Source organism: Xanthomonas citri pv. citri, from assembly GCF_000961215.1.
Classification (GTDB): Bacteria; Pseudomonadota; Gammaproteobacteria; order Xanthomonadales; family Xanthomonadaceae; genus Xanthomonas; species Xanthomonas cissicola.
Window position 1 is genome coordinate 1,704,446 of the sequence record NZ_CP008998.1, and the last position, 25,724, is coordinate 1,730,169.

Sequence of the window (25,724 nt, forward strand, 5' to 3'; positions counted from 1 at the left end):
AGAACGCTGGTGCACTGGCTATACACCAGTTATCCACAGAGTTGTGCATGGTCGCCGGCTGCGCCGATGACTATGCTTCCTGCCCTCGTCTCCTCGCGTCAGGTTTGTTTGTCCATGTCCGCTCGTCCTGGTTTCCGTTCCAAGCGCAGTCGCGATCGCGACGACGACGATTACGATCGTCCCGAGCCGCGTCTGGACCAGCTGCGGGTACCGCCGCATTCGGTCGAGGCCGAGCAGGCGGTGCTGGGTGGCTTGATGCTGGCGCCGGACGCGTTCGACCGGGTCAACGACCAGCTCACCGAAAACGACTTTTACCGGCGCGACCATCGGCTGATCTACCGCGCGATTCGCGAACTCAACGAGAAAGACCGCCCGTTCGATGCAGTGACCCTGGGCGAATGGTTCGAGTCGCAGGGCAAGCTGGAGCAGGTGGGCGATGGCGCGTACCTGATCGAGCTGGCCAGCACCACGCCGTCGGCGGCCAACATCGCCGCGTATGCGGAAATCGTGCGCGACAAGGCGGTGCTGCGGCAGTTGATCGAAGTGGGCACCACCATCGTCAACGACGGCTTTCAGCCGGAAGGGCGCGACAGCGTCGAGTTGCTGTCCTCGGCCGAAAAGGCCGTGTTCAAGATCGCCGAAGCCGGCGCGCGTGGGCGCACCGATTTCGTGGCCATGCCCGGGGCATTGAAGGATGCCTTCGAAGAGCTGCGCAACCGCTTCGAAAACGGCGGCAACATCACGGGTCTGCCGACCGGCTACACCGATTTCGATGCGATGACCGCCGGCCTGCAGCCGACCGACCTGATCATCCTGGCGGCGCGTCCGGCGATGGGCAAAACCACCTTTGCGCTGAACATCGCCGAATATGCGGCGATCAAGTCCAAGAAGGGCGTGGCGGTGTTTTCGATGGAAATGTCGGCCTCGCAGTTGGCCATGCGCCTGATCTCCTCCAATGGCCGCATCAATGCGCAGCGCCTGCGTACCGGTGCGCTGGAAGACGAGGATTGGGCGCGCGTGACCGGCGCGATCAAGATGCTCAAGGAAACCAAGATCTTCATCGACGACACACCTGGCGTGTCGCCGGAAGTACTGCGTTCCAAGTGCCGCCGGCTCAAGCGCGAGCACGACCTGGGCCTGATCGTCATCGACTACCTGCAGCTGATGTCGGTGCCGGGCAACAGCGAAAACCGCGCCACCGAAATTTCGGAAATCTCGCGCTCGCTGAAAGGCTTGGCCAAGGAGCTCAACGTGCCGGTGATTGCGTTGTCCCAGCTCAACCGCTCGCTGGAAACGCGCACCGACAAGCGCCCGGTGATGGCGGACTTGCGCGAGTCGGGCGCGATCGAGCAGGACGCGGACATGATCGTCTTCATCTACCGCGACGACTACTACAACAAGGAAAATTCGCCGGACAAGGGCCTGGCCGAAATCATCATCGGCAAGCACCGCGGCGGACCGACCGGCTCGTGCAAGCTGAAGTTCTTCGGCGAATACACCCGGTTCGACAACCTGGCGCACGACTCGGTGGGCAGTTTCGAGTAAGCGCTGTCGTGGAACGGCCGGGTGGTCATCCGCCGCCCGGCATCGCGCCATCGTGGCGCCCGCTGGCTTATGCTGCGCAGCCTCATTGTTTGCTGCCGAGTTCGTATGTCATACGCCATCGTCTGGTTCCGTCGCGATCTGCGTCTGGAAGACAACCCGGCCTTGCGCGCCGCACTCGATGCGGGGCATCACCCGATTCCGTTGTACATCGACGCGCCGCACGAAGAGGGCGAATGGACGCCTGGCGCCGCATCGCGCACCTGGCGGCATCGCTCGCTTGCAGCGCTGGACGGCGCCTTGCGCGCGCTCGGCAGCGGGCTGGTCATTCGCGTCGGCAACAGCGCGCAGGTGCTGGATGAGGTGATCGCGCAGACCGGTGCGGTGGCGGTGTACTGGAACCGCAAGTACGAGCCGGCCACCCAGCCGCGCGATGCGCAGATCAAGCGCGATTTGCGCGAGCGCGGCATCGAGGTGCAGAGCTGCAATTGCGCATTGCTGTTCGAACCGTGGCAGTTGTCCACGCAGCAGGGCGGCCCCTACAAGGTGTTTACCCCGTTCTGGCGCAACGCGCTGACGCAGTTGCAATTGCCCGCCGCGATAGGTGCGCCGCGCAGTCTGCCGCCATTGCCTGCAAGCTTGAAGACCGATGCGCTCGACACGCTGCAATTGGTGCCGGGCCTGCAGTGGGACCAGGGTTTCTGGGAGCACTGGCAGCCCGGCGAAGCCGGCGCGCACGAAATGCTGGAGATCTTTATCGACGGCGCGTTGTCTGGATATCGCGAAAACCGCGATCGCCCCGATCGCGTCGGGACCTCGCAACTGTCGCCGCATCTGCACTTCGGCGAAATTGCGCCGTGGCGGATCGCCAACACCCTGGAGACGCATCGCACTGCGCGCAATGGCGCAGAAATCGATGCCTATATCCGGCAGCTTGGCTGGCGCGACTTTGCCTATCACTTGCTGCATCACTTCCCGGACACCACCAACCAGAATCTCAATCCACGCTTTGCAGGATTCGATTGGGCAACGGTCGATCCGGTTGCATTGCAGGCCTGGCAGCGGGGCCGCACTGGCATTCCGATCGTCGATGCCGGCATGCGCCAGCTCTGGCATACCGGTTGGATGCACAATCGCGTGCGCATGATCGTCGCCAGTTTTTTGTGCAAGCATCTGCGCATCCACTGGATCGAAGGCGCGCGCTGGTTCTGGGACACGCTGGTGGATGCGGACCTGGCCAACAACACCCTGGGCTGGCAGTGGGTGGCCGGCACCGGCGCCGATGCGGCGCCGTATTTCCGTGTGTTCAATCCGGTCACGCAGGCGGAGAAGTTCGATCCGCAGGCCGCCTACATCACGCGCTGGGTACCTGAGCTCGGCAAGCTTGCGGTGAAGGAACGCTTCGCGCCGTGGCTGCATCCGTTGTCGCTGGCGCGGCTGGCACCGGAGTATCCGCGCACGCCGATCATCGGCCTGGCCGAAGGGCGCGATGCGGCGCTGGCGGCGTATGCGAAAACGCGCGGCTAGGCGCGCGGCAGGGCGAGCGAGCTCCTGATTGCGTGGTCAGCGGATGCTCGCTTCTGCGCGTTTTCTTCTGCAAGGCTGAGGCGTTGCACGCGTGTGCTGCTACGCCTGTTTCATGCATCAGTCAGTGCATTAGGCGCGGGCATGCCGCTGTCCAAGCAGAAAACGTTTTCCTGAATGTAGCACTAGCTGGGCGCGATTGGAGGCTGGTTTCATCATGCGCCAGTCGCGTGGGCCTGTTTATCCTCGCGCACACGATTGAGCGCCGGATGGCCCGGCCATAGGAGAACACCATGTCCCCAGCAGCCACCAAGAGTCTTGCCGTTGCATTGGCCAGCGCCATTGCGCTGTCCGCTTGCGCCACCGGCGGCTCGTATGTGCAGCGCGACCAATACGGCGAGCAGACCCAACAGCAGAATCGGACCGGCCGCAACGCCCTGATCGGTACCGCCATTGGTGTGGCTGCAGGCCTGCTCACCGGCGACAGCGCTACCGAGCGTCGTCAGCACGCAATGGTCGGCGCCGGCATCGGTGCACTGAGCGGCGCGGCAATCGGCCAGTACCAGGATCGCCAGGAGCGCGCACTGCGTGAGCGCACCGCTAACACCGGGATCGAAGTGCAGCGCCAGGGCGACAACATCACCCTGAACCTGCCCGACGGCATCACCTTCGACTTCGGCAAGTCGGCATTGAAGCCGCAGTTCTACAGCGCGCTCAATGGCGTGGCGTCTACCCTGCGCGAGTACAACCAGACCATGGTGGAAGTGGTCGGTCATACCGACAGCGTCGGCAGCGACGCGGTCAACCAGCGTCTGTCCGAAGAACGCGCCGGCGCGGTCGCACAATATCTGACCGCACAAGGCGTGCAGCGTGAGCGCATGGAAACCATGGGCGCCGGCAAGCGTTACCCGATCGCCGATAACAGCACCGATGCCGGCCGCGCACAGAACCGCCGCGTCGAAATCCGCCTGATCCCGCTGCGTGCGGAAGGCGCGGCCAGCAACGCCGGCATGCGTTGATGGGATGCAGTGAATCGTGGCGGGTCGGATGACTCACCCGCGATGTACTGATGTACGCAAAACAGGCCGCGAAAGCGGCCTGTTTTTTTGCTGCATGGTGTGATCAAGAGCAGCTAACCAATCGCTTGGGCTTAGAACGGCTGGTCTGCACGCTTTGAGGTCTCGATCTTTCTCACGTCATCGGCGCTAATGTGTCGGCGTAACTGTGGAACTTCAAGGCGCGGATCTGAGTGTTGCTGCAGGGCCCTTGCCCGCCCACCATCGCGGGACACGCTGCAAGTACGTCCATGTAAGCTCCGTGGCGGCATCCATGCCGCCAAGGGTCCCGCGACGGTGAGCGGGCAAGGACCAGTCGAGTTGGTCGCTGTATTTGTGCAAGCGATAGATGCGTTCGCTAGCGATTTAAGGAGGCGCGGCTAGCTCGCAGTGCTCAGGCGAGAAGGTATCTCCACCACCTTTCCTGCGATGGGCCGCTTTCCGAGCGACCGACCAACGTTCTGGCGCGGTGTCCTCGCCGCTTGCGGGACCGTTGGCGGCATGGATGCCGCCATCGAGCCCCCATGGATGGGTTGACGGCGTGTCCCGCGAGCGGCGAGGGCACCGCGCGCGCGACCGAGTCGGCTTTGCACTCATCGGGTGATCGCATCCGACGACGCCACGACTGACGTCTCGATCTTTCCCAACTCACCGCTTACGGCAGTGAGATCATTTGCAAAGCGAACGAGCTATCGTCGGCTGTACGCGTGCGGTGACAGAAATGCATTCACTGCGTTGCAACGATGAACTTATGGCCTGCGCCAGACGGCAACCACCGCCGGCGCAGTCGATCCGGCACTACGCCGTGACGTTCTCCAGGATGCGCTTGCCTTCCGCACGCAATTCCGCCTCTGCGCCCACTTCGACTTTCGCATCGTTGTCGGCCTTTTGTGCGGCTAGACGGGCAGGGCACTGCGCCATCATGTAATCCGCATCGAAGTTCATGCGCGTCACCAAAAAGTCCACGAACGCACGCACTTTCGGCGACACCAATCGACCGCCCGCAAATACTGCATTGAAGTCCACCTCAGGCCCCGTCCACCCGGCCAGCACGCGACGCACCAGACCCGATTGCACGAACGGCTTGGCCATCACGTCGCCGGTGAGCAACAGGCCTTCACCGCACAATACCGCACCGTTGAGCGCAGCCGGATCGTTGGCCACCATCAGCGGATTGACCGGGAAATCGCGTACATCGCTGCCGTCGCTGAGCGACCAGAAAAAGCGGTTGTTGTGCACGTTGCGGTTCTTGCGCAAGGCCAGCGTGCGATGGAATTGCAGTTCGTCCGGATGCAGCGGCTCGCCATAGCGTTCGATGTAGGACGGGCTGGCGAACACCTGGGTGCGCAAGCTACCGAGCTTGCGCGCCACCAGGTTGGAATCGGGCAGCGCGCCGACGCGCAATGCCAGATCCGCTTCGCCACCGATCAGGTCCAGCTTCTCGTTGCCCAGATGCATGTCCAGCTGGATTTCCGGATATTGCGCATGGAATTCGCCCAGCAACGGCGCGATCCAGGTAATGCCCAGCGAATACGGCACGGTAAAACGCAACCAGCCACGCGGGCCGGATTGCAGTTGTCCTACCGCGCTTTCGGCTTCTTCCAATTCGCGCGCGATGCGCTGGCAATGTTCGTGGTACACCGAGCCGGCTTCGGTCAGGCCGATGCGGCGCGTGGTTCGATGCAACAGGCGCGCACCCAACCGGGTTTCCAATTCCTGCACCTTGCGGCTGACGGTGGTCTTGGGCAGGCCAAGCGCATTGGCGGCCGCGATGAAGCTGCCTTGTTCGACCACCTTGACGAAGATCAGGGTGTCGTTGAGATCGTGAGTCATGGGATGCCTTCCGGGGGGGCAGGAGGGATTAGACCGCTTGCGGGACGATTATTCCCCTAAATCCGGACTAATCAAGTGCTGCTTTGAAGCCTAACGTATGCGGCATCCCCTCCATGCAGGAGCACGGCCATGTGGTTGTGCAACGTTTTCGGCGTGTCCTCCAGTCACCGCAGTGCGATCGAAAGCGCCTTCGATCCAGTCGTTTCCGCGGAAAATCGGCCCCGCAACAGTGCCTTGCGCGGATTCTCCAGCTCGCCACGGCGGCAGGCTGGTGGCGCGCCGGCGCAGCGAACTGGACTGCAGGCGCGATGGGCACGGCATGGAATTATCCCGATCTCGGGAGCAAAAATCCCATGAGTGGGATGGTTCAATCCGAGACGGCCGTCATTGGCGGCGCGGGCAACGTCGGCATGGGCATCGTCGCCGCGTTGCTCGACGCCGGCATGCCAACCGTGGTGATTGGACGCGATGCCGCCAAGCTGGACGCACTGCGCGCGCAGCATGGGCACTCGCCGCTGCTGGACATCGTCCAGGGGTCGGTGGCCGACGATGCGTCTGCGCGCCGCCTGGCCACTGAGCTGGCCCAGCGGCACCGACCGCTGGGCGCGGTGATCGCCAGCCTGGGCAGCCCGCCCAAGGCAGGGCGGCTGTTGGATCGGCCAGTGGCTGTCCTGCGTCGCCGCCTGGAGCGCGACGTGTTGCCGCATCTGGCTGCCGCCCGCCATCTGCTGCCGCTGCTGGCCGAGGCCGACGGCGGCGGTCGCTATCTGCTGCTCGGCAGCCCGTGCGCGCTGCGTGCCTGGTCGGCGCATGGCGATCGTTCGGTTGCGGCCTCCGCCACGCGCATGCTCGCGCAGGTGTTGCACGAGGAAGCCAAGCCGTTGGGCGTCCGCGTGCAGCTGCTCTCGGTCGAGCAGCCGGTCTGCACGCCCGGCCGCGCCAAGGACGCCTGTCCGGAATGGATCCGCGCCGTGGACGTCGGCCGCGCCGCTGTTTCCCTGATTGCCGGGCCTGGCCAGCCCGGACAAGCCATCGTGACCGTGAGTCGTCGCCCACATGCCGCACCGTCGGCGAGCCGGCTGGCCGGTCTGCACGTTTCCATCCCCACCCGAGAGATTTCCCCATGACCACGAACGCCACCCCGTTCCGTTTTCCCTTGCGTACCGTGCTGGCGGGCGCCGTGCTGGCGGTCGTGCTTGCCGGCTGCGGCAGCAAGGCCGCCGAGACCGGCGCACCCCCGCCGCCCAGCGTCAGCGTCGCGCCGGTGTTGATGAAGCAGATCAGCCAGTGGGACGAATTCAGCGGCCGCATCGAGCCGGTGGAAAGCGTCGAACTGCGTCCGCGCGTGTCCGGCTATATCGACAAGGTCAACTACACCGAAGGTGCAGAGGTGAAGAAGAGCGATGTGCTCTTCACCATCGACGAGCGTAGCTACCGTGCCGAGTTTGCGCGTGCCAACGCTTCGCTGGTGCGTGCCCGCACCCAGGCCACATTGGCGCGTAGCGAAGCGGCGCGTGCACGCAAACTGTCCGAGCAGCAGGCCATCTCCACCGAAACCTGGGAGCAACGCCGCGCCGCCGCCGACCAGGCCGACGCCGACCTGCAGGCCGCCCAGGCCGCGGTGGACACCGCCAAGCTCAACCTGGATTGGACGCGCGTACGCGCTCCCATCGATGGCCGCGCCGGGCGTGCGATGGTCACCGCCGGCAACCTGGTCACGGCCGGCGACAGCGCCAGCGTGCTGACCACCCTGGTGTCGCTGGACAAGGTGTTCGTCTATTTCGACGCCGACGAAGGCACCTTCCTGCGTTATTCGCAGATGGCCCGCAACGGCGAGCGCCCGGACGAACGTGGCGGCGAGTTGCCGGTGCGGATCGGGCTGGTCGGCGAGCAGGGCTTCCCGCACACCGGACGCGTGGATTTCCTGGACAACCAGGTGACCCGCAGCACCGGCACCATCCGGGTCCGCGCGGTGCTGGACAACGCGCAGCGACAGTTCACGCCAGGCCTGTATGCGCATGTGCAATTGCTGGGCAGCGGCCAGTTCAAGGCGATGCTGGTCGACGAAAAGGCCGTGCTCACCGACCAGGACCGCAAGTACGTGTACGTGGTGGACAAGGACGGCAAGGCGCAACGCCGCGACGTGGAGCTCGGCCGCAATGCCGACGGCCTGCGCATCGTGCGTAGCGGCCTGGCCGCCGGCGACCGCGTGGTAGTCGATGGTGTGCAGAAGATCTTCATGCCCGGCATGCCGGTGGAGGCCAAGACCGTGGCCATGGCACCGGCGACGGACAAGCGCACCGCTTCCAACTAGCGATCGCCACGCCTGTTGCGCGCCGTCGCGCCTAGCTGGCGACGGCGTAACACCTGCAATGGCTGTACTGCTGTATCGCTGCATCGCAGCCCAAGACTGCCGGCCTCGTCACCAGGTCGGCCCGGGCCCGCCGTGCCGCGCCGCCACCCGGCGGCAACCTCTTTCAGGACCATCCCAATGGACTTTTCCCGTTTTTTCATCGACCGGCCGATCTTTGCCGCGGTGCTGTCGATCATCATCTTCGCGGCCGGCCTGATCGCCATGCCGCTTCTGCCGATCAGCGAATACCCCGAAGTGGTGCCGCCGAGCGTGCAGGTGCGCGCGGTGTATCCAGGCGCCAACCCCAAGGTCATTGCCGAAACCGTCGCCACGCCGCTTGAGGAAGCCATCAACGGCGTGGAAAACATGATGTACATGAAGTCGGTGGCCGGCTCGGACGGCGTGCTGGTGGTCACGGTGACCTTCAAGCCCGGCACCGACCCGGACCAGGCGCAGGTGCAGGTGCAGAACCGCGTCAGCCAGGCGCAGGCGCGTCTGCCCGAAGACGTGCGCCGCCAGGGCGTGACTACGCAGAAGCAATCGCCGACGCTGACCATGGTCGTGCATCTGACCTCGCCCAAGGGCAAGTACAACTCGCTGTACCTGAGCAACTACGCCACCTTGAAGGTCAAGGATGAGCTGTCGCGCCTGCCGGGCGTGGGCCAGATCCAGATCTTCGGTGCCGGCGACTACGCCATGCGCATCTGGTTGAACCCGGACAAGGTGGCCGCACGCGGGCTTACCGCCAGCGATGTGGTCGCCGCCATCCGCGAGCAGAACGTGCAGGTCTCCGCCGGCCAGCTCGGCGCAGAACCCATGCCCAACAAGAGCGATTTCCTGCTCTCGATCAATGCGCAAGGCCGCCTCACCACCGAAGAAGAGTTCGGCAACATCGTCATCCGCAGCGGCAACAGCGGCGAGATCGTGCGGCTGAGCGATGTGGCGCGCCTGGAGCTGGGCGCCGGCAACTACACCTTGCGCTCGCAGCTGGACAACCAGAACGCGGTGGGCATGGGCGTGTTCCAGTCGCCCGGTGCCAACGCGATCGAATTGTCCGATGCGGTGCGCGCCAAGATGGCCGAGCTGGAAAGGCAGTTCCCGCAGGACATGGCCTGGTCCGCTGCGTACGACCCGACCGTGTTCGTGCGCGATTCGATCAGCGCGGTGGTGCACACATTGCTGGAAGCGGTGCTGCTGGTGGTGCTGGTGGTGATCCTGTTCCTGCAGACCTGGCGCGCCTCGATCATTCCGTTGCTGGCGGTGCCGGTGTCGGTGGTCGGTACGTTCGCTGCGTTGTACCTGCTGGGCTTTTCGATCAATACGCTGAGCCTGTTCGGTCTGGTGCTGGCGATCGGCATCGTGGTCGACGACGCGATCGTGGTGGTGGAAAACGTCGAGCGCAACATCGAAGAAGGGCTGAGCCCGCTGGCGGCAGCGCATCAGGCCATGCGCGAAGTGTCCGGGCCGATCATCGCCATCGCGTTGGTGCTGTGCGCGGTGTTCGTGCCGATGGCGTTCCTGTCGGGCGTGACCGGCCAGTTCTACAAGCAGTTCGCGGTGACCATCGCCATTTCCACGGTGATTTCGGCGATCAACTCGCTGACCCTGTCGCCGGCGTTGGCGGCGATGTTGCTCAAGTCGCACGACGCGCCCAAGGATGGCCCGTCGCGGTTGATCGACCGTCTGTTCGGCTGGTTGTTCCGCCCGTTCAACCGTTTCTTCACCACCAGCTCGCACAAGTACCAAGGTGCGGTGTCGCGTGCGCTGGGCAAGCGAGGTGCGGTGTTCGTGGTCTACCTGCTGCTGCTGGTCGGTACCGGTTTCATGTTCAAGCTGGTGCCGGGCGGCTTCATTCCGACCCAGGACAAGCTGTATCTGATCGCCGGCACCAAGCTGCCGGAAGGCTCGTCGCTGGAGCGCACCAACGAAGTGATCCGCCAGATCACCCAGATCGCGCTGCAGACCGACGGCGTGGATCATGCAATCGCGTTCCCCGGCCTGAATCCGCTGCAGTTCACCAATACGCCCAACACCGGCACGGTGTTTCTGACGCTCAAGCCGTTCAGTCAGCGCAGCCGCACCGCCGCGCAGATCAATGCGGAAATCAACGCGCGCATCAGCCAGATCCAGCAGGGCTTCGCGTTCGCCTTCATGCCGCCACCGGTCCTTGGCTTGGGCCAGGGCTCGGGCTACTCGCTGTACATCCAGGACCGTGCCGGCCTGGGCTATGGCCAGTTGCAGAGTGCGGTGAATGCGATGTCCGGTGCGATCTCGCAAACGCCGGGCATGCAGTTCCCGATCGGTACTTATCAGGCCAACGTGCCGCAGCTCGACGCCAAGGTCGACCGCGACAAGGCCAAGGCGCAGGGCGTGCCGTTGACCAATCTGTTCGACACGCTGCAGACCTATCTGGGTTCGTCCTACATCAACGACTTCAATCGCTTCGGTCGTACCTATCAGGTGATCGCCCAGGCCGATGGACAGTTCCGCGATAGCGTGGAAGACATCGCCAACCTGCGCACGCGCAACGCCAACGGCGACATGGTGCCGATCGGCAGCATGGTCACGCTGGGCCAGACCTACGGCCCGGACCCGGTGATCCGTTACAACGGCTACCCGGCGGCCGACCTCATCGGCGAAGCGGACCCGCGCGTGCTGTCGTCCACCGAGGCCATGCAGAAGCTGTCCAGCATGGCGCCGCAGGTGCTGCCCAACGGCATGAACATCGAGTGGACCGACCTGAGCTATCAGCAGTCCACGCAAGGCAACTCGGCATTGATCGTGTTCCCGATGGCAGTGTTGCTGGCGTTCCTGGTGCTGGCTGCGCTGTACGAAAGCTGGACCCTGCCCCTGGCGGTGATCCTGATCGTGCCGATGACCTTGCTGTCTGCGTTGTTCGGTGTGTGGCTCACCGGCGGCGACAACAACGTGTTCGTGCAGGTGGGTCTGGTGGTGTTGATGGGCCTGGCGTGCAAGAACGCGATCCTGATCGTGGAGTTCGCCCGCGAACTGGAAATGCACGGCAAGGGCATCGTCGAAGCCGCACTGGAGGCCTGCCGCTTGCGCCTGCGTCCGATCGTGATGACCTCCATCGCCTTCATCGCCGGCACCGTGCCGTTGGTGTTCGGCCATGGTGCTGGCGCCGAAGTGCGCTCGGTCACCGGTATCACGGTGTTCGCCGGCATGCTCGGTGTGACCTTGTTCGGCCTGTTCCTGACTCCGGTGTTCTACGTGGCGCTGCGCAAGTGGGTGACCCGTCGCGGGCCCGCGACACCGCCCGCAGTTGCGCACGATCACGCGCACGTCAACGCCTAAGCGCGTTGCTTCCCCCTGCATACATTCGAAGGATTTACACATGAGCAACACCAAGATCGCATTGGTCACCGGCGCAACCCGCGGCATCGGCCTGGAGACCGTTCGGCAATTGGCCACCGCCGGCGTGCACACGCTGCTCGCCGGCCGCAAGCGCGACGACGCCGTGGCCGCCGCACTGAAATTGCAGGCCGAAGGCCTGCCGGTGGAGGCCATCCAGCTCGACGTCAACGACGACATCAGCATCGCCGCCGCGGTGGGCACGGTGGAGCAGCGCCATGGCCATCTGGACATCCTGATCAACAACGCCGGCATCATGATCGAGGACATGCAGCGCGCCCCGTCGCAGCAGAGCCTGGAGGTGTGGAAGCGTACCTTCGACACCAACTTGTTCGCAGTCGTCGAGGTAACCAAGGCCTTCCTGCCGCTGCTGCGTCGCTCGCTGGCCGGGCGCATCGTCAACGTGTCGAGCATCCTCGGGTCGCTGACCTTGCACAGCCAGCCCGGCTCGCCGATCTACGACTTCAAGATTCCTGCCTACGACGCTTCCAAGAGCGCGTTGAACAGCTGGACGGTGCATCTGGCCTATGAGTTGCGCGACACCGCCATCAAGGTCAATACGGTGCATCCGGGTTACGTCAAGACCGACATGAACGGTGGCGGCGGCGAAATCGAAGTGGAGCAGGGTGCGCATAGCAGCGTGCAGATGGCGTTGTTGGATGCACACGGCGCCACCGGCAGCTTTACCCATCTGGGAGAGGTGTTGCCATGGTAAGAAACGTCCTGAGTGTGGCCCTGGCCGCGCTTGTGCTCAGCGGTTGCGCGGTCGGGCTGGATTACCGTCCCGATCCGCCGGCGGCGGTGACGCTGCAGGGCGCGCAAGACCCGGCATACAGCGCACAGTCGCCGGTGGGCAACTGGTGGTCGCAGTTCGACGACCCGGTGCTGGAGCAGTTGGTGCGCGACGCCTTGTTCGCCAACCACGACCTGCGCATCGCCGTGGCGCGCGTCAAGCAGGCGCGCGCGGTGTTCGTCGAGCGTCGTCTGGATCAGGCGCCGCATATCACTGCGCAGGGCAGCTTCGATCGCCGCGAACAGCAGCAGGTGATCGCCGGCAATCAGCGCTTTCTGACCGAGCAGACCACGCTCGGTCTGGATGCGGCCTGGGAGCTGGACCTGTTCGGCCGTCAGCGGCGTGCATCGGAGGCCGCGCGTGCCGACCTGGATGCCGAGCAGGCCAACCTACAGGACGTGCAGGTCACCGTTGCTGCCGAAGTGGCGCGCAACTATTTCGAACTGCGCGGTACCCAGAAGCGGCTGGATGTCTCCAAGCGCACGCTCACCAACCTGCGCGACACCCAGAAGCTGACGCAGACGCGTTGGGATCTGGGGGCCGGCAGCGAGCTGGATGTGCAGAGCAGCCTTGCGCGGTTGAAGGCGATCGAAGCGGATATTCCGCTGCTGGAAACCGCCGAGGCGCAATATCGCCATCGTCTGGCTGTGTTGCTGGGTCAGCAACCCGATGCCTTGGATGCCACCTTGGCCGCGCGCGAGATGCCGGCGTTCGCGCGCCCGCTGCCGCTGGGCGATACCGCCGGCTTGCTGCGTCAGCGTCCGGATGTGCGCGGCGCCGAGCGCCGGCTGGCGGCAGCCACCGCGCAAGTGGGCGTGGCCACTGCCGACCTGTTTCCGCGCATCAGCGTGAGCGGGTTCGTCGGCTTCCTGACCGGCGACGCGGCCAGGTTGACCGAAGGCAACGCCAAGGCCTGGTCGGTCACCCCGTCGATCAGCTGGGCCGCCTTCGATTTCGGCACCGTGCGTGCGCGCTTGCGTGCCAGCAAGGCGCAGGCCGAAGGCGCGTTGGCGCAGTATCAGCAAACCGTACTGCTGGCGCTGGAAGACACCGAAAACGCGTTGATCGGCTATGGCCGCCAGCAGGCGCGTCTGGCCATCGTGGTGGAGCAGGCCAATGCCGCGCGGCGTGCCGAGCAGCTGGCGCAGATCCGCTACCGCGAGGGCTCGGAAGACTTCCTCACCCTGCTGGATGCGCAGCGCACCCAACTGGCTGCCGACGATGCGTTGGCGCAGGCCGAAACGGCAGTGAATGTCGGCGTGGTCGGCGTGTACAAGGCGCTCGGTGGTTGGAAGCAGGACCAAGCACCCGCTGCACCGGTGGCCGTGGTCAATCGTTGAGCGATGCGTGCGGGGCGGCCAGTGGGTCGTCCCGCAGTTCTGGCTGCAGCGTCAGAGCCAAGCGGGGCGGTCGAACGTGTGCGGCTGATGGCTGGCGATGCTGGCCATGCATCCGACGCCATCAGTGCGCGCACCTCGGCTGACAGGCGCGCTACCGGCGCTTTCGTCAACCCCATCGCATTCGCGACCAATGCGTAACCCATCCGCCAGGTGCGTGTGCCTACGCAGACCCGGACGCTTACATGCCGCCAGGCGCTTATTCGGCAACCCGCACGCTGTCGCGTCCGCCGTTCTTGGCCAGATACAGCGCTGCATCGGCACGCGAAAACCAGTCCTGCCAATGCGTTTCGCCATCGTGGCGCGCCGCGCCCAACGAGACGGTGATGCGCCCGCCGGGTCCGCGCAAGCCGTTGCGTATCACCTTGCGCAAGCGTTCGGTGGCCGCTTCCAGTTCGGCCAGCGAGCCGGCACGCAGCAGCACCACGAATTCTTCGCCGCCAAAACGGAAGACCTGGTGCGGTTCGCGTACTTCGAAGCGCAGGATGGTAGCCAGATCCGAGAGCGCCGCATCGCCGGCGGCATGCCCGTACAGATCGTTGACCTCCTTGAAGTGATCCAGATCCAGGATGATCAGGCTGTTGAGCCGGTCGTGCGGTTGGCGTTGATCGATCTGGTGGGTCAGCGCACGTTCCAGCATGCGACGGTTGGGCAAGCCGGTCAGCGCATCCAGCGAGGCCAGTTCTTCCAGGTGCACGCGGTCGTCCTGCATCCGCAGCGAAAACGCGTAGCCCACCGCCAGCGTCACCAGCGTCACCACGATCGTCGACACGCCCTGGCCAGGGCTGGTAATCAAGCCTGGCAAGAACAACAAGGCGGCCAGCAGCGGCAAGCTCAACAACACCGCGCGTCGCGGCCCGCACAGGAAATAATTGGTGGCCAGCACCGGGAACAGCCAGGGCAGGGCGCCGTCGCCACCGGTCCAGCACGCCACCAGGCACCCGCCGACGTTGATCGACGCCAGCCACACGCCGCCGGCGCCGGTGTCTTCGGCACTGCGCATCTGCCAGCCGCGCCATACCGCGAGCACGCCCAGAGCGGCGGTGACCAGGCACGCAACTACCTGACCGGTCATGGCCAGGTACACCGCATAGAGGCAAAGCAACAGCGCGGTGATTGGCCCGAGCATCTTGACGATGCCGAGTCGAAAATCCCGCCGCAGGTGGAGGATCACAGGGAAGGTTCGATAGGAGTCGGCATCATTATCGGCGGAGTGCGGTCAAAGTTGAGCGTGCCTTCATGGCCGCAACGGGTAGGAAAGTGAAGCGTTGCAGCGCAACGCTTCGCACATCCTTGACGGCGCTGCCGCAAACGTATCGTTTTGGTTGTCGGAGTCTGGCATGCCCACCCGCGAAGAACTGGCCACGCGCCTGGACGCGTTGCAGGAAGAGTTGCCCAAGTTGTCGGCAGATGAAGATGCGGATTTCGACTACCTGGATTTTCAGGCGCGTGCCGAAGCGATCCTGAGTAGCGCCGCGCAGGACGATGCCGTCTATGTGCGCACGCGTATCGACGGCATGCTGGCCGGTGCGGGCCTGATCCCCACCGACGACGCGGGCCACGCCTGCGGCTGAGGCCTCGTCTTGGCATGAGCGCATCTGCTTGAGCGTTTGTCGCTGCAATGCGCGCGCCGGCGAATGATCCGAGCATCTTCGTTAGGCGCTCGCACCCGGGTTAGCCAAGCGCGTGCGATGCGGATCTGAGCGTCGACTGCGCGACACAGGCCTCTGCGACAGACCGCAGCAGCACGCCCGGCTGCTTGCGTTCAGGCCACGGATGCAAGCCCATCCGCGCTCACGACCTGATTGCGGCCACCCTGTTTGGCGCGATACAGCGCCGCGTCCGCCCGTTGCAGCAACGAGGCCACGGTGCTGGCGTGAGCGGGAAAGCTGGCCGCGCCGAACGAGGCGGTGACCTTCGGCAGACAGACGCCATCGCCCATGACCTGCAGGGCCTCGATGCCGGCGCGCAATTTCTCCGCCATCATGCACGCGGTTGGCAGATCGACTTCGGGCAGGATGATCGTCAATTCTTCGCCGCCGTACCGGCAGCAGATGTCTTCGCCACGCGTCTGCGCCAGCAACAATTCGCCAATGGCCGCCAGCACGCGGTCGCCGCCGCTGTGCCCGTGCAGGTCGTTGAACCGCTTGAAGTGATCCACATCCAGCATCAGCACCGACAAGGGCAGCTCGCGGCGCGTGCAGCGCGCCAATTCGTGACTGAGGGTTTCTTCCAGATAGCGGCGGTTGTACAGGCCTGTCAGCGGGTCGCGGATCGATTGCTGGCGCAGCGTTTCGCGCAGGCGCAGGTTGTGCAGCGCCAAGGAGAGTTGTTCCGCTGCCGCCTCGGCCACGGTCAGCGAGGCAAGATCGTCAGGGTCTTCGCTACGCAATGCCAGCATTCCCAACTGCGTGCCCTGCGCCGATAGCGGAATACAGGCCGTGGCCGCATGCGCCGGAAGGTTGACGCCGGCATGCTGGCACAGCATGCCCTGGCCGGCGTCCATCACCACATGGGTGCGGTCGCGGCGCAGCGCCCAGCAGTTATCCGGCGCGATGCTGGCACTGGCGTCGTCTGCCATCTCGCCCCAGGCGACCACCTGTTCGGCGCGATCGCGCGAGGCGCGTAGCAAGTAGACCGCGCCGGCAGCACCGGGAATCAGCGGTGCAATCGTGCGTGCAGTGATTTCCAGCGCTTCTTCGGCATCGCGGCAGTTCTGCAGCAACCCGGAGTAGCGTGCCAGCGCCTCCAGGCCAGCGGAGGTGCGTTCGAGTGCGGAAAACGACTCGATCAGGCGCTCGCTGGTCCGGCTGGCGTCGTCTTCGGCACGCGTACGCCGTTCCAGCTCGCGCGACAACAAGCGGTAGGCCAGCAGCATCACCAGCAAGCCACTGGCAATGCCGATCACAGTCACCCACAGCACCCACTGTGCGCTGCGGGTGGTGGCTGCGTTGCGCCGGATCAGTTGCTGCCGCTCCAGCTCCGTCATGGTCTGCACCTGGCGGCGCAGCGATGAAGAGGTCTGGAACACCCCGCGCGCGATGGCAGCACGCGCGCCATCCAGGCCTTGCTTGCGATAGCTATGCAATAACTCGTCGATCTGCACCAGGCGCGCGTCCACCAAACGGCTCAGCACGACCACATTGCGCCGCTGCGTCGGGTTGTCCTGCACCAGGGCATCCAGCCGCACGATGCGCTCGGGCAGGCGGCCGATCGCATCGGCATACACGCCCAGAAAGGCCTCGTTGTCGGTCAAGACATAACCGCGCGCCGACGATTCCGCCGACAGCATGCCCGCCTGGATCTCGTCGATGCTGGCAATCACTTCCTGCGTGTGCGTCACCCAGCCGGCGTCCGACAGCGAACGCTGCGTCGTGAGATACCCGCCCACGCCGATCAGGACAAAGATCAGCCCGCCCACCAGCAAGGCCCCGGCAGCGCGACGTTTGGTTCTTTTGGTCAACACCGCGTTCCCCCGGCACGATTGTCTGGTCGAGGCCGATGCAAGCCGCGTGCCTACGCTCCACTTCGCTTGCCGAGTCAGCTGGCAGACGGCACATCGCCCCCGGCCGTAGCGTCGTGGCGGTATGCTGGCAAGCAGTCACCGAAAAGGGCGCCCGTTGGTCATTTTTCTAGGCAATTACCAGCTCACCTGTCATGCCGCCAAAGGCGATACCCCCGCCCATGGCTGGGTGGCCGGCTGGGATATCGCGCAGATCGGCATCGGCCGCGGCGCGAACTTGGCAGCCGCTGCGCTGTCGTCGACCTTTCCCGACCATCGTAGCGCCATGGCAGCCGCCCGCATTGCCGGCATGGTCACGCTGGAAGCCATGCACGCCAAGGCGCAAGAGCAGCGCGAGTACGCCTGAGCGACAGGGTCTGACGGCTGGCACGCGATTTGCTCCGGTCTGATCAGGGCGCCGTCGAGCGTTTCTGGAGCAAGTGCAATGGAAGAGCCCAATAAAAGCGCACTGGCGTTGCTGCAACACGAAGCAAGCGCGTTGCTGGCCTTGTTCGATCAACTCCGCGGCGATGCCGCCCCGCGGTGTGCAACTGCCGACGACTTGGCAGGCGCCCTGGTTCGTCGCGATGAGCACGAACATGCCGCGCGCGTCACTAACTGACGCAGTGCGTGCAGTCTGCATCGGTCCTTCGCAATCTCCAAAGCCTGGACCTCTGCATCGGGGAATCCCGGCCTTGGCCGTTTTGGTCATGAGTCCTTCCCCAAGTTCCATGGCAATGTCCATAGAGAGAACGCGCTCGCCTGGGGATCCGACGGTCAGCTGATCCATGGGTGTGTCATAGATCGTGGGGTACTCCATGGAGCCAAGCACGGCGCAGTGGGGGTTTCGCCAATGCGAGACTCTGAGCAGGTAGCTCTCTTCCACCGAGCGGCTGATCGTCTCCCCTAGGGCCGCTCGCCATCCGCCCAAACGGGCCGACTCCTTCGTGTAGAGGCCCCGGCGACGCAGCAAACGGCGCAGAGTGTCCGGGATCATGGAGGTCAAGCGCGCATTGCGCAGTGCACGCGCACAAGCGGCATGGCCGAAGAATAATTCGTCGCCTCCATCGCCTCCATCGCCTCCATCGCCTCCATCGCCTCCATCGCCTGTCAGCATGTGACTGACGTGACGGCGCGCGGAGCCTGCTGCAAGCAGCGTCGGAATCTGGGACGAGTCAGCAAAAGGTTCGCAAAACGCCTCCGATATCTCCGGCAGAATGGCCATGGCCTGCTCATCGCTGATGCGTTGTTGGAATGCCGCGTACCGAGATGGCTCGCGACCTTCTGCGCCCAATGCATTTCGTCGTGATCGGCATCCTCAAATCCGATGGTCACGGTATCGACAGGCGTTGAGCGTTGCGACTGCAGGAGGGACGTGATGAGGCTGGAATCGGTTCCTCCCGACAGGAATGAACCAGTCTTGCGATCGCCGACGCGGTCAACCGCCATCGAGAGCGCATCCTGCAGGCGGCTGATCGTACGCTCTTCGGCGACATGCTCTCTTGCTTGGATCAAGTTGCTCACATTGCTTTTTGCATGCCAGTGGCGCGATCCCACGTTAGGGTCGTGATGAGGCGCACCGCGTTCCACATCCAGCGTGCTGAAAACTTGAATGGTTCCTGCCGGTAGTTTGAAGATGCCTCGATGGATGCTGTAGGGCGATGGAATGTAGCCGTATCGCAGCAGAGTGTCAGCGCATTCCGATCTAGCGAGTTGCTAAAGCCGTGACACGAAGCGATTGCTTCGAGTTTAGAAGCAAACACAAAACCCTGATGTGTCCAGCCATAGTACAGGGCTGCATTGACCGATGCGGTCGCGCACTAGCGACAGCGTCTGTGATCGACGATGAAGGATGGCCAGGCAGAAGCTGCCATCGATGAGCTCTGGGGTTCGCCGGGGCCCCAGCGACTGAACGCGCTGCGCGATCCTTGCGGCAGAGGTGTCGTTTCACAAGCATCTCGTGTCCTGTAAAGCGGCGAGAGGCCATTGGCGCGTCCAGCGAGGGCAACAAGATAGGGATCATAGGCAGAAAAGCCCATGCGAGACCCCGGGGTGCCAGAGCTCCCGCGTGCGGCAAGTACCAGGGATGCGTCAACAACGGTTGCCACACACGCTTTATCTCCCCGGTGCTTCATCACAGCAACCATCGCACTCCCAAGCCGTCTTCGCTTGCCGCTGTCTTTGTGAGAACTTGGTTCCAATCACAATCCACAGATGTCCGACATCTGACCCGTCCGCCCTTGACCATAGAGAGGTGCACTGGGCCGGGCAACGCGACTTGCTGGCGACGTCGTTCCCGATCCGGTGCGGCGCGCATGGTGGGCTGGCCGTATCTGAATTCCGCCTGGAAATCGATCAAGGAACGGTTGAGAGGGCTCTGTTTTTTTGAGCGCTTTGCATCGATGTCGCTCCGGTGCGCTGCGTCATGTCGAGCGCGTGGATGGCCGCGTGCAACCAGGCGCAGGGATGACTCGAACAGGTGGCAGATGGCGCTGGCCCGATCGATCTTTCGACCGCCACGCCGCCGGCAGCCAATATCTGCCCCTATGCGGAGATCGTGGCGGACAAGGCGCGCAGGCATCCGCTGATCGAAGTCGATACCGGGATATCGGCCCGCTTGCCGGCGCTGGCGGAGTCCGAACGCAGCGTTGGCACGGCCTATCGCAACGTGGGTGAGGGCATTGTGGGGGTGTCGACGTTGGCCATCGACTGCATGCCCCCAAAAGTACCCCCAGCGTCGCATGGCCTGCTACGTTCACGTACGCACTGCGTCGCACATGAAAAAGGCCGAGAACCCTTGTTTTACGGGGGTTCCCGGCCTTCTCAGGACCTTGTGGGTCCGCTCATTGGTGGAGGTGGGCGGAGCCTGTAAACGCCCTCAGACAAACCCTTGAACCTAAAGAAATTAGAAGTCAATGGATGGGTTTGCTTTGATACCTCGGATGATACCTCTAGATGGAGGAAGCTACTGGCGTCGCTTAATCCAGTCCCAGACATTTTCATTGAGCCATCCGTCGTTCTGGCTAGCGTTTAGCTTGCTCACAAAAATGCGGTCATTGTCGTCGAGCTTCTGACGGAGATCGTCTCTTAAAGCCAACGCGCTGCCTGTGCTTTCCACCCAACGAACGCTTTCCAAGCCCCTGTCCTGCACATTGGGATGGCGTTCCAAGTGCTGGATGAACTGACGGCGCGCAGCATCATAGTTGCTGCGTTCTTTGTTCAGGTTCCAAGTTACGACGTAGACAGCCATTGCGCTTCCTCCCAGATCAAATTGCTGCGGATTTTTGTAAGCACCAGTCGTCGCTGATCACTGATCGAAGATAGAGGGGCGTTAGCTGGCGGCCCACCGCCCCTCTGTTCTCTTAGGCGTGCTGTTTCAACACCCAAGTCACGGCTTTTCCATCGTAGGGCGGCATGCGATTGCCCTTGGCGATGGGAGCGGTGGTGCTGTAACCAGAGGGCTGCCACACACCGCTCTCGGGGCAAGTTTCGCCAGTCTTGGCGGTCGTTCCGATTGGCTTACGGGTGCTCATAAGACTTTCTCCTGCCAAGCCAGTCAGAAGAATTCCGACTACAAAGACTTGACGGAAGCGACAATACGCCCCCCTTGTCGACTTCGTCAAGTATGATTTGTCGCCCACCACAATTTAGGATTACCCGATGTCTGATCTCTTCCCAGCCCGTTTGAGAGAGGCCAGGGATAGGCGAGGTCTGACGCAAGCAGAACTGGGCAAGGAAGCAAGTCTGCCGTCAACGACCATCTCCCACTTTGAAAGTGGATCAAGGAAGCCCTCGTTTGATAATTTGCGTCGTCTAACGAAAGTTTTGGGCGTGAGCACCGACTACCTGATGGGTCTCGTTGACAGCCCCGATGACATGGCAGCAGCATCAAGAATTGCTCGCCATTTGGGGCAAGCAACGGAAGACGACATCAAGATGCTTGAAGCCGTCGCTAAGTCATTAGCCGATACAAGGAAGAGGGATGGATAGCTACCGAAGACAGCAGATCGAAGCCAAAGCGCAGGACATGCTTAATGATGCAGGAGCGCTGTCACTCCCCATCAATCCAATGGAGATTGCCAAGCACCTGGATATTCAAGTGCATGCGAAACCAGCCAATTCTTCTGGCGCGTCTGGATGGCTTGTGAGGCAAGGCAATAATTTTGCCATTATTTATGCTACCCACATCGAAAGTCCTGGGTTTCAGAATTTCAGCGTGGCCCATGAGCTAGGCCACTATTGTCTAGACGGCCATCCAGAACATATTTTTAAACAAAGTGAACAACATGCTTCTCGCGGTGGATTCGGGTCTTCGGACCCCATCGAGCGAGAGGCAGATTATTTTGCGTCATGTTTAATGATGCCCAAGTCGCTGTGCAAGTCGATTGTTAATAAAAGCGGCGATGGCATGGTTGCCGTTTTATCATTGGCAGCCACATGTAATACGTCTTTAACAGCGGCAGCGCTGCGTTACGCAGAGATCGGGCATCTGCCCACGGGGGTTCTACAATGCTTAGACGGTAAAGTTGAGTTTTGTGCGATTTATCCCCTTCAATCTCATGTGGGTTGGGCAAGACCGTTGGGACGCGGCTCAAAAGTTCCCCCGGATAGTGCGACACGAAGATTGGCTGACGATCCGGATGGCGTAAGACGGGCCTTAGAGGACAGTGATAGCGCGGAAGCAAGCGATTGGTTCTCTGGTGCCAAGAGCGGGATCTATCTCATCGAAGAGGTGATTGGACTAGGCTCTTTTGGCAGAACTTTGACGTTATTGACCTTGGAAGAAAATGACGAGGACGAGGATGATTAAAGCTATGATGGTGTCTGTAATTATCTAAGATTGTCCCTCGTTTCATTTTTCAAACAAGGAGATTGTGATGGGTGGTTTTAAAAGTGGGAAAAAAAAGCGCTATCGTGTTGATGTGATAAAGCGGCCAGGCAAGAAAGATGGTTATCAAATCTTCGACATTCAATTGGGCAAGCACGTGGGCCCTGTGTATGACAGTCGAGAGGAGGCGGACAAGATCTGTGCGGAGGCCAATTTAGGTCTTAGGCTCTGACATTTTTGTAATTCTGAGGAGTGATCCGGGTTCGATATCATTGAGCGTTGGGCATTGAATAAAAGATGGAGTAGTGCTCAGCTGATCATCTGCAATTACAAAGCAATGGAAGAATTCTGGAGGCGAATTTGTGTCAACAAACCCTTTTTCTTCAAGTTGTAGGGTGAGGCTGCTTGGATAATCCTTTTTCGGAATGACCTCGATCAAAAATTTCATGCATGTGCTCAGTGGGATGAGATATTATTCATAAGGTGCCTGACAATCTTGTCAAGTCTACAAATTTTGCAAAAGCTTATAGCTTGCTCTTAGAAGCGGCATAGGACCTTTTACTTTAAGCGATTGAATGATCTATCATTCAAGAACTTACCAAACGAGATATCCTCTGATGTCCAAATCAACCCTAGATTCCATTGCTACGGCCAAAGCCAAGCTTGCAGAAGAGCTGAGAAAGCTGGAAGAGCAAGAAGCCAATCTGTTGGAGGAAGAGGCATCGAACGCTTTTCAGCAAGCCTCAGATCTGCTGACCCGCTTCGGCCAGCACTTTACCGCCAAGCAGAAAGCAGATCTTGCAGCTCAACTCGGGGCTTCTGTTGGCGGATCTGGCCGCCCGAAGAAAGCAGCCGGCACTCGCAAGGAAGTGGCCCCGAAGTATTGGCTTCCCCACACGCAAGAAACTTGGTCTGGTCGGGGTAGGACTCCACGCGCTTTTGCAGCTTACGAAGGATCGGCGGCTTATAAAGAATGGAAGGCAAAGCATCCGGATGAAAAATTTCCGAAGTTTCCAGGATAAAAAAGGCCCCGAAAGGGGCCTTTTTACTGATCCGTCTGGTGTCAAATTGTTGCTCTTTGAGCTAACTTCTCAGCTTTTTAACCGTCGCCCTCGTAAAGGGACGAACGCAGATTAGTGCTAGGATTCCGGAGGCTATAACACCGATGTATGCGGCGTAAACTTCATGGCCAGAATCAATAAAGTGGGATCGCCAAATCGTCAAAACGCTAAATATAAAAATACTCAGTAAGGCGGAGGGGAAAAGCCAAAGAGCAGTTTTATCTTTAATCCACATAATTCGCTAAACTCCGTGCTGAGCGGCATTGGCACATGCTAGCACAAGTAGAAACCAAAATCGCCTTTTACTTGGTGTTCCGCTAATGCTAGTCTTCGCAATCCTTTAAATCGATACTAGGTGCGGATCCTATCCTTAGCCAAGCAATGTCCCTTGCAGAGGGCAAGTTAATTTTTCCAATAGTGCTTACCCTTTCGCGAGCTTCATAGTCAGACTGCGATCTTTGGAGAGCCGACGCCCGCCTATCAAGCTTTTCGATTTGATCATCAATAAAACGACTGACCTCCTGATCACTACCTGTGGCAGCCATTTTTGCCATTTTATACAGCGTGAGAGACTGCTGAATGTCAGCTCCCACCGCTTGTGACAGGTATGACCGAATTCCCACTTGGTTCTCAGGCTGATAGGCTGCTGCTAAACTCAGGAGAGCTAACCCACTTCCACGATTAATTGCCGACCGGGAAATCTGCGGCGCGATCTTTCGATAGATAATCAGCTCCTCAGCAGTATCTAAGGTAGAGGCTACGGAAAATGCATTACCTGCTGCGTAGTTGACCATGGCGGCTAAGTTTCCATTTTCGGCAGACCGCCGCCACATCCTGGAAATTTCTGAAGCATTGACCTCTTCAGTGCCTTCGCAATGGGCCAAGTTGGCGTAAAATTTCGCCTTATCTAAGGGCAGAGCGATTTCTGGCACACCGTCGCTTTCGTCCTGACTTGTAGACGTTACATCATCTGCATGGCTGATCTGTTGCTGAGCCAAATTGCATTTTTGATACTCCAATGCCAGGCGGCATGCAGCACCGGCATCGCCTTTAAGCGCGCGTGCTTTCAAGTTGTCGGCCACTAGACGGAAGGGAGTATTTCCCGGTGGCAGTGGGGCGGTTGCCCGAGAAGGTTTAGCGGGTGACTCGTGCGAAGCTCGTGCTTGCACGTTAGCTTCAAAGTTGTGTTCTTCTTTTTTTGAACGCTGATAAATTAATCCGCCTGCGCTAGCTAGCACGATAACGGAAAATATTACTGCAATGGATAAATTTCTTTTTTGCATAATTAAAAAGCTGGGAGGCATTGCCTCCCAGCGATCCTCATTAATAAATCATGATCTCACAAATTGGAGGGCCGTTGTTTACGGAGGAGCAGCCAATCTTAACTCGATTGCCTGTGCCACCAGCAGTTCCGACAGGCACACCCATGTGGGTGAGACGAGCAGTGAATTGCGTCAAGTCGTTGCTGCTTCCTTGGCCAAACACATACTCGCGATAGCCGCCACCCGTGATATCTTGCACCGTTTCTGGAATGATATTGTTGAAGTTGTCACGTGCAGTCCCGGGGATACGAGTCCACATCTTCGTCTCAGGTTTCCAGATATAGCGCGCCGTAGTTCCATCAGCAAATACAACGCGCACAGATATCGGAACAGCCGCAGCATTGAAGCCCTTAATGAGGGGCATAGCTAACAAACCTTGCTGATACGAATTAATAGCGCCTGCCAAAGACCCTTCTACGCGATTGTGAATAACTACGTCGTATGATGGGCTAGCGATTGCTTCATAAGCTGATTGTGGATAGTCAGCTGCTGCTGCTGCGCTGATCCTGCTACGAGACGCCGATGTCGCCGCTGCGGAAGAGCCAAGCACCACCTGCCCGCCAGGCGGCATTTGAGCATGAATTGCGGATATGAACTGACCGACTTGTGGTTCTAGGGGAGAGTTGATACCCCAAGCCCTGAAAACATCGGTTTCCCAATTAAAGTTCTGATTTACATTGTGGCCATACATCACCTTGATAACAGTGCCATCTTGTATGTTGGTAATGTAAACCGGGGGGTGAGCGCTGCGGTAAGCAACCTTAGTTACTAATGATTGCCCTTGTGCGAACATCTCTGCGGCTGAACAGCCGTCACAAGCTACCTGAGCTTTTGCTTGGCCACATATCGCCATGGCCGCAACAATTAAAACTCCTAATTTTGTGCGCATATCTCTCCAATGCATCCGTTAGCGGAAAATAAAATGAATATTTGAGTTGAGGCGAGGGGGATTTTTTCCAATCCAAGTTAATCATGCAAAGGGCGCATATGAATTATTTTAAATCAGATGCATCTTTTAAGGAGATGTTGTCGCCCCTGATCATTATAAGGAAATATCTGCTTAGGTTTGTTAATCTTCCAGTCAGGGATTGTCGCATGGAAGTGTAGGGATTTTCTGACATCAATTATCTGTCCAAGGTCTT

24 protein-coding genes and 2 pseudogenes are annotated in these 25,724 nt (G+C 61.0%); 16 read left to right on the forward strand and 10 right to left on the reverse strand.

The window, feature by feature from the left end; genetic code table 11:
* Nucleotides 1–114: 114 nt before the first annotated feature.
* The 3 genes from AMD14_RS08035 (at nt 115) to AMD14_RS08045 (ending at nt 4,085) form a co-directional block, all read left to right on the forward strand.
* Nucleotides 115–1,545 (forward strand): replicative DNA helicase, encoded by a 1,431-nt coding sequence (locus AMD14_RS08035; RefSeq protein WP_003483586.1) that lies wholly within the window; start codon nt 115–117, stop codon nt 1,543–1,545.
* A 105-nt stretch (nt 1,546–1,650) separates the two neighbouring features.
* On the forward strand, nt 1,651–3,069 hold the full coding sequence (locus AMD14_RS08040) for a cryptochrome/photolyase family protein (RefSeq protein WP_015463011.1): 1,419 nt from the start codon (nt 1,651–1,653) through the stop codon (nt 3,067–3,069).
* Between the two features lie 290 nt (nt 3,070–3,359).
* Nucleotides 3,360–4,085 (forward strand): YiaD family glycine zipper/OmpA-like lipoprotein, encoded by a 726-nt coding sequence (locus AMD14_RS08045; RefSeq protein WP_003483591.1) that lies wholly within the window; start codon nt 3,360–3,362, stop codon nt 4,083–4,085.
* Between the two features lie 834 nt (nt 4,086–4,919).
* Here AMD14_RS08045 and AMD14_RS08050 read toward each other — a convergent pair.
* Nucleotides 4,920–5,954, reverse strand: coding sequence for an XC_2801 family transcriptional regulator (locus tag AMD14_RS08050; RefSeq protein ID WP_003483593.1), 1,035 nt, complete (start codon nt 5,952–5,954; stop codon nt 4,920–4,922).
* A gap of 129 nt (nt 5,955–6,083) precedes the next feature.
* Here AMD14_RS08050 and AMD14_RS08055 point away from each other — a divergent pair, with 129 nt between their 5' ends.
* The 6 genes from AMD14_RS08055 (at nt 6,084) to AMD14_RS08080 (ending at nt 13,812) form a co-directional block, all read left to right on the forward strand.
* A complete protein-coding gene (locus AMD14_RS08055) occupies nt 6,084–6,311 on the forward strand; it encodes a hypothetical protein (RefSeq protein WP_033479867.1) in 228 nt (75 codons plus the stop codon).
* A complete protein-coding gene (locus AMD14_RS08060; protein WP_039581607.1) occupies nt 6,308–7,081 on the forward strand; it encodes an SDR family NAD(P)-dependent oxidoreductase in 774 nt (257 codons plus the stop codon). The genes AMD14_RS08055 and AMD14_RS08060 overlap by 4 nt, the downstream gene beginning before the upstream one ends.
* Complete coding sequence (locus AMD14_RS08065; RefSeq protein WP_011050944.1) at nt 7,078–8,268, forward strand: efflux RND transporter periplasmic adaptor subunit; 1,191 nt, start codon at nt 7,078–7,080, stop codon at nt 8,266–8,268. The genes AMD14_RS08060 and AMD14_RS08065 overlap by 4 nt, the downstream gene beginning before the upstream one ends.
* Nucleotides 8,269–8,445: 177 nt before the next feature.
* Nucleotides 8,446–11,622 (forward strand): efflux RND transporter permease subunit, encoded by a 3,177-nt coding sequence (locus AMD14_RS08070; RefSeq protein ID WP_011050945.1) that lies wholly within the window; start codon nt 8,446–8,448, stop codon nt 11,620–11,622.
* A 40-nt stretch (nt 11,623–11,662) separates the two neighbouring features.
* The gene (locus AMD14_RS08075) at nt 11,663–12,394 is read left to right on the forward strand and encodes an SDR family oxidoreductase (protein WP_003483598.1); all 732 of its coding nucleotides are present in this window, start codon (nt 11,663–11,665) and stop codon (nt 12,392–12,394) included.
* A complete protein-coding gene (locus AMD14_RS08080; protein ID WP_011050946.1) occupies nt 12,388–13,812 on the forward strand; it encodes an efflux transporter outer membrane subunit in 1,425 nt (474 codons plus the stop codon). Before AMD14_RS08075 ends, AMD14_RS08080 begins: the two co-directional genes overlap by 7 nt.
* Nucleotides 13,813–14,068: 256 nt before the next feature.
* On the opposite strand, the gene AMD14_RS08085 is transcribed toward AMD14_RS08080, so the two are convergent.
* Complete coding sequence (locus tag AMD14_RS08085) at nt 14,069–15,043, reverse strand: GGDEF domain-containing protein (RefSeq protein ID WP_005919921.1); 975 nt, start codon at nt 15,041–15,043, stop codon at nt 14,069–14,071.
* A 94-nt stretch (nt 15,044–15,137) separates the two neighbouring features.
* On the opposite strand from AMD14_RS08085, the gene AMD14_RS08090 reads away from it, so the two are divergent.
* Nucleotides 15,138–15,443: a hypothetical protein gene (locus AMD14_RS08090; RefSeq protein ID WP_040107596.1), complete on the forward strand. Its 306-nt coding sequence runs from the start codon at nt 15,138–15,140 to the stop codon at nt 15,441–15,443.
* A gap of 191 nt (nt 15,444–15,634) precedes the next feature.
* On the opposite strand, the gene AMD14_RS08095 is transcribed toward AMD14_RS08090, so the two are convergent.
* Nucleotides 15,635–17,290 (reverse strand): sensor domain-containing diguanylate cyclase, encoded by a 1,656-nt coding sequence (locus tag AMD14_RS08095; RefSeq protein WP_033482736.1) that lies wholly within the window; start codon nt 17,288–17,290, stop codon nt 15,635–15,637.
* 199 nt (nt 17,291–17,489) lie between these two features.
* Between AMD14_RS08095 and AMD14_RS24585 the strand changes: the two genes are divergently transcribed.
* A complete protein-coding gene (locus tag AMD14_RS24585; protein ID WP_015472329.1) occupies nt 17,490–17,738 on the forward strand; it encodes a hypothetical protein in 249 nt (82 codons plus the stop codon).
* A 78-nt stretch (nt 17,739–17,816) separates the two neighbouring features.
* Entirely contained in the window at nt 17,817–17,993 is a 177-nt protein-coding gene (locus AMD14_RS25005) for a hypothetical protein (RefSeq protein ID WP_003483614.1), read from the forward strand.
* 531 nt (nt 17,994–18,524) lie between these two features.
* On the opposite strand, the pseudogene AMD14_RS25470 reads toward AMD14_RS25005, so the two are convergent.
* From AMD14_RS25470 to AMD14_RS25010, 4 genes and pseudogenes are all read right to left on the reverse strand, one after another.
* A pseudogene (locus AMD14_RS25470) lies at nt 18,525–18,596 on the reverse strand (hypothetical protein); the annotation flags it as partial.
* A gap of 86 nt (nt 18,597–18,682) precedes the next feature.
* Nucleotides 18,683–18,820 (reverse strand): annotated as a pseudogene (locus tag AMD14_RS25475) (asparagine synthase-related protein); the annotation flags it as partial.
* Nucleotides 18,821–20,336: 1,516 nt separating this feature from the next.
* Nucleotides 20,337–20,621, reverse strand: coding sequence for a hypothetical protein (locus AMD14_RS08105; protein WP_011050951.1), 285 nt, complete (start codon nt 20,619–20,621; stop codon nt 20,337–20,339).
* A gap of 112 nt (nt 20,622–20,733) precedes the next feature.
* Complete coding sequence (locus AMD14_RS25010; RefSeq protein ID WP_015463016.1) at nt 20,734–20,904, reverse strand: hypothetical protein; 171 nt, start codon at nt 20,902–20,904, stop codon at nt 20,734–20,736.
* Nucleotides 20,905–21,031: 127 nt separating this feature from the next.
* On the opposite strand from AMD14_RS25010, the gene AMD14_RS08110 reads away from it, so the two are divergent.
* The 3 genes from AMD14_RS08110 (at nt 21,032) to AMD14_RS08120 (ending at nt 22,431) form a co-directional block, all read left to right on the forward strand.
* Nucleotides 21,032–21,361: a helix-turn-helix domain-containing protein gene (locus AMD14_RS08110; protein ID WP_011050952.1), complete on the forward strand. Its 330-nt coding sequence runs from the start codon at nt 21,032–21,034 to the stop codon at nt 21,359–21,361.
* Nucleotides 21,354–22,181 carry an ImmA/IrrE family metallo-endopeptidase gene (locus AMD14_RS08115; RefSeq protein ID WP_011050953.1) on the forward strand — a complete coding sequence of 276 codons (828 nt, stop codon included), beginning with the start codon at nt 21,354–21,356 and terminating at the stop codon, nt 22,179–22,181. Before AMD14_RS08110 ends, AMD14_RS08115 begins: the two co-directional genes overlap by 8 nt.
* A gap of 67 nt (nt 22,182–22,248) precedes the next feature.
* Complete coding sequence (locus AMD14_RS08120) at nt 22,249–22,431, forward strand: hypothetical protein (protein ID WP_015463017.1); 183 nt, start codon at nt 22,249–22,251, stop codon at nt 22,429–22,431.
* On the opposite strand, the gene AMD14_RS24600 is transcribed toward AMD14_RS08120, so the two are convergent.
* The gene (locus tag AMD14_RS24600; RefSeq protein WP_015472326.1) at nt 22,414–22,647 is read right to left on the reverse strand and encodes a hypothetical protein; all 234 of its coding nucleotides are present in this window, start codon (nt 22,645–22,647) and stop codon (nt 22,414–22,416) included. The two genes, AMD14_RS08120 and AMD14_RS24600, sit on opposite strands and share 18 nt — an antisense overlap.
* Before the next feature lie 169 nt (nt 22,648–22,816).
* Here AMD14_RS24600 and AMD14_RS08125 point away from each other — a divergent pair, with 169 nt between their 5' ends.
* Nucleotides 22,817–23,221, forward strand: coding sequence for an H-NS histone family protein (locus tag AMD14_RS08125; protein WP_011050954.1), 405 nt, complete (start codon nt 22,817–22,819; stop codon nt 23,219–23,221).
* A 362-nt stretch (nt 23,222–23,583) separates the two neighbouring features.
* Here AMD14_RS08125 and AMD14_RS08130 read toward each other — a convergent pair whose 3' ends face one another.
* Together AMD14_RS08130 and AMD14_RS24605 are read right to left on the reverse strand one after the other, a co-directional pair.
* Nucleotides 23,584–24,564: a hypothetical protein gene (locus AMD14_RS08130; RefSeq protein ID WP_011050955.1), complete on the reverse strand. Its 981-nt coding sequence runs from the start codon at nt 24,562–24,564 to the stop codon at nt 23,584–23,586.
* A gap of 19 nt (nt 24,565–24,583) precedes the next feature.
* Nucleotides 24,584–25,471 carry a hypothetical protein gene (locus AMD14_RS24605; protein WP_125459536.1) on the reverse strand — a complete coding sequence of 296 codons (888 nt, stop codon included), beginning with the start codon at nt 25,469–25,471 and terminating at the stop codon, nt 24,584–24,586.
* Between the last annotated feature and the right edge of the window lie 253 nt (nt 25,472–25,724).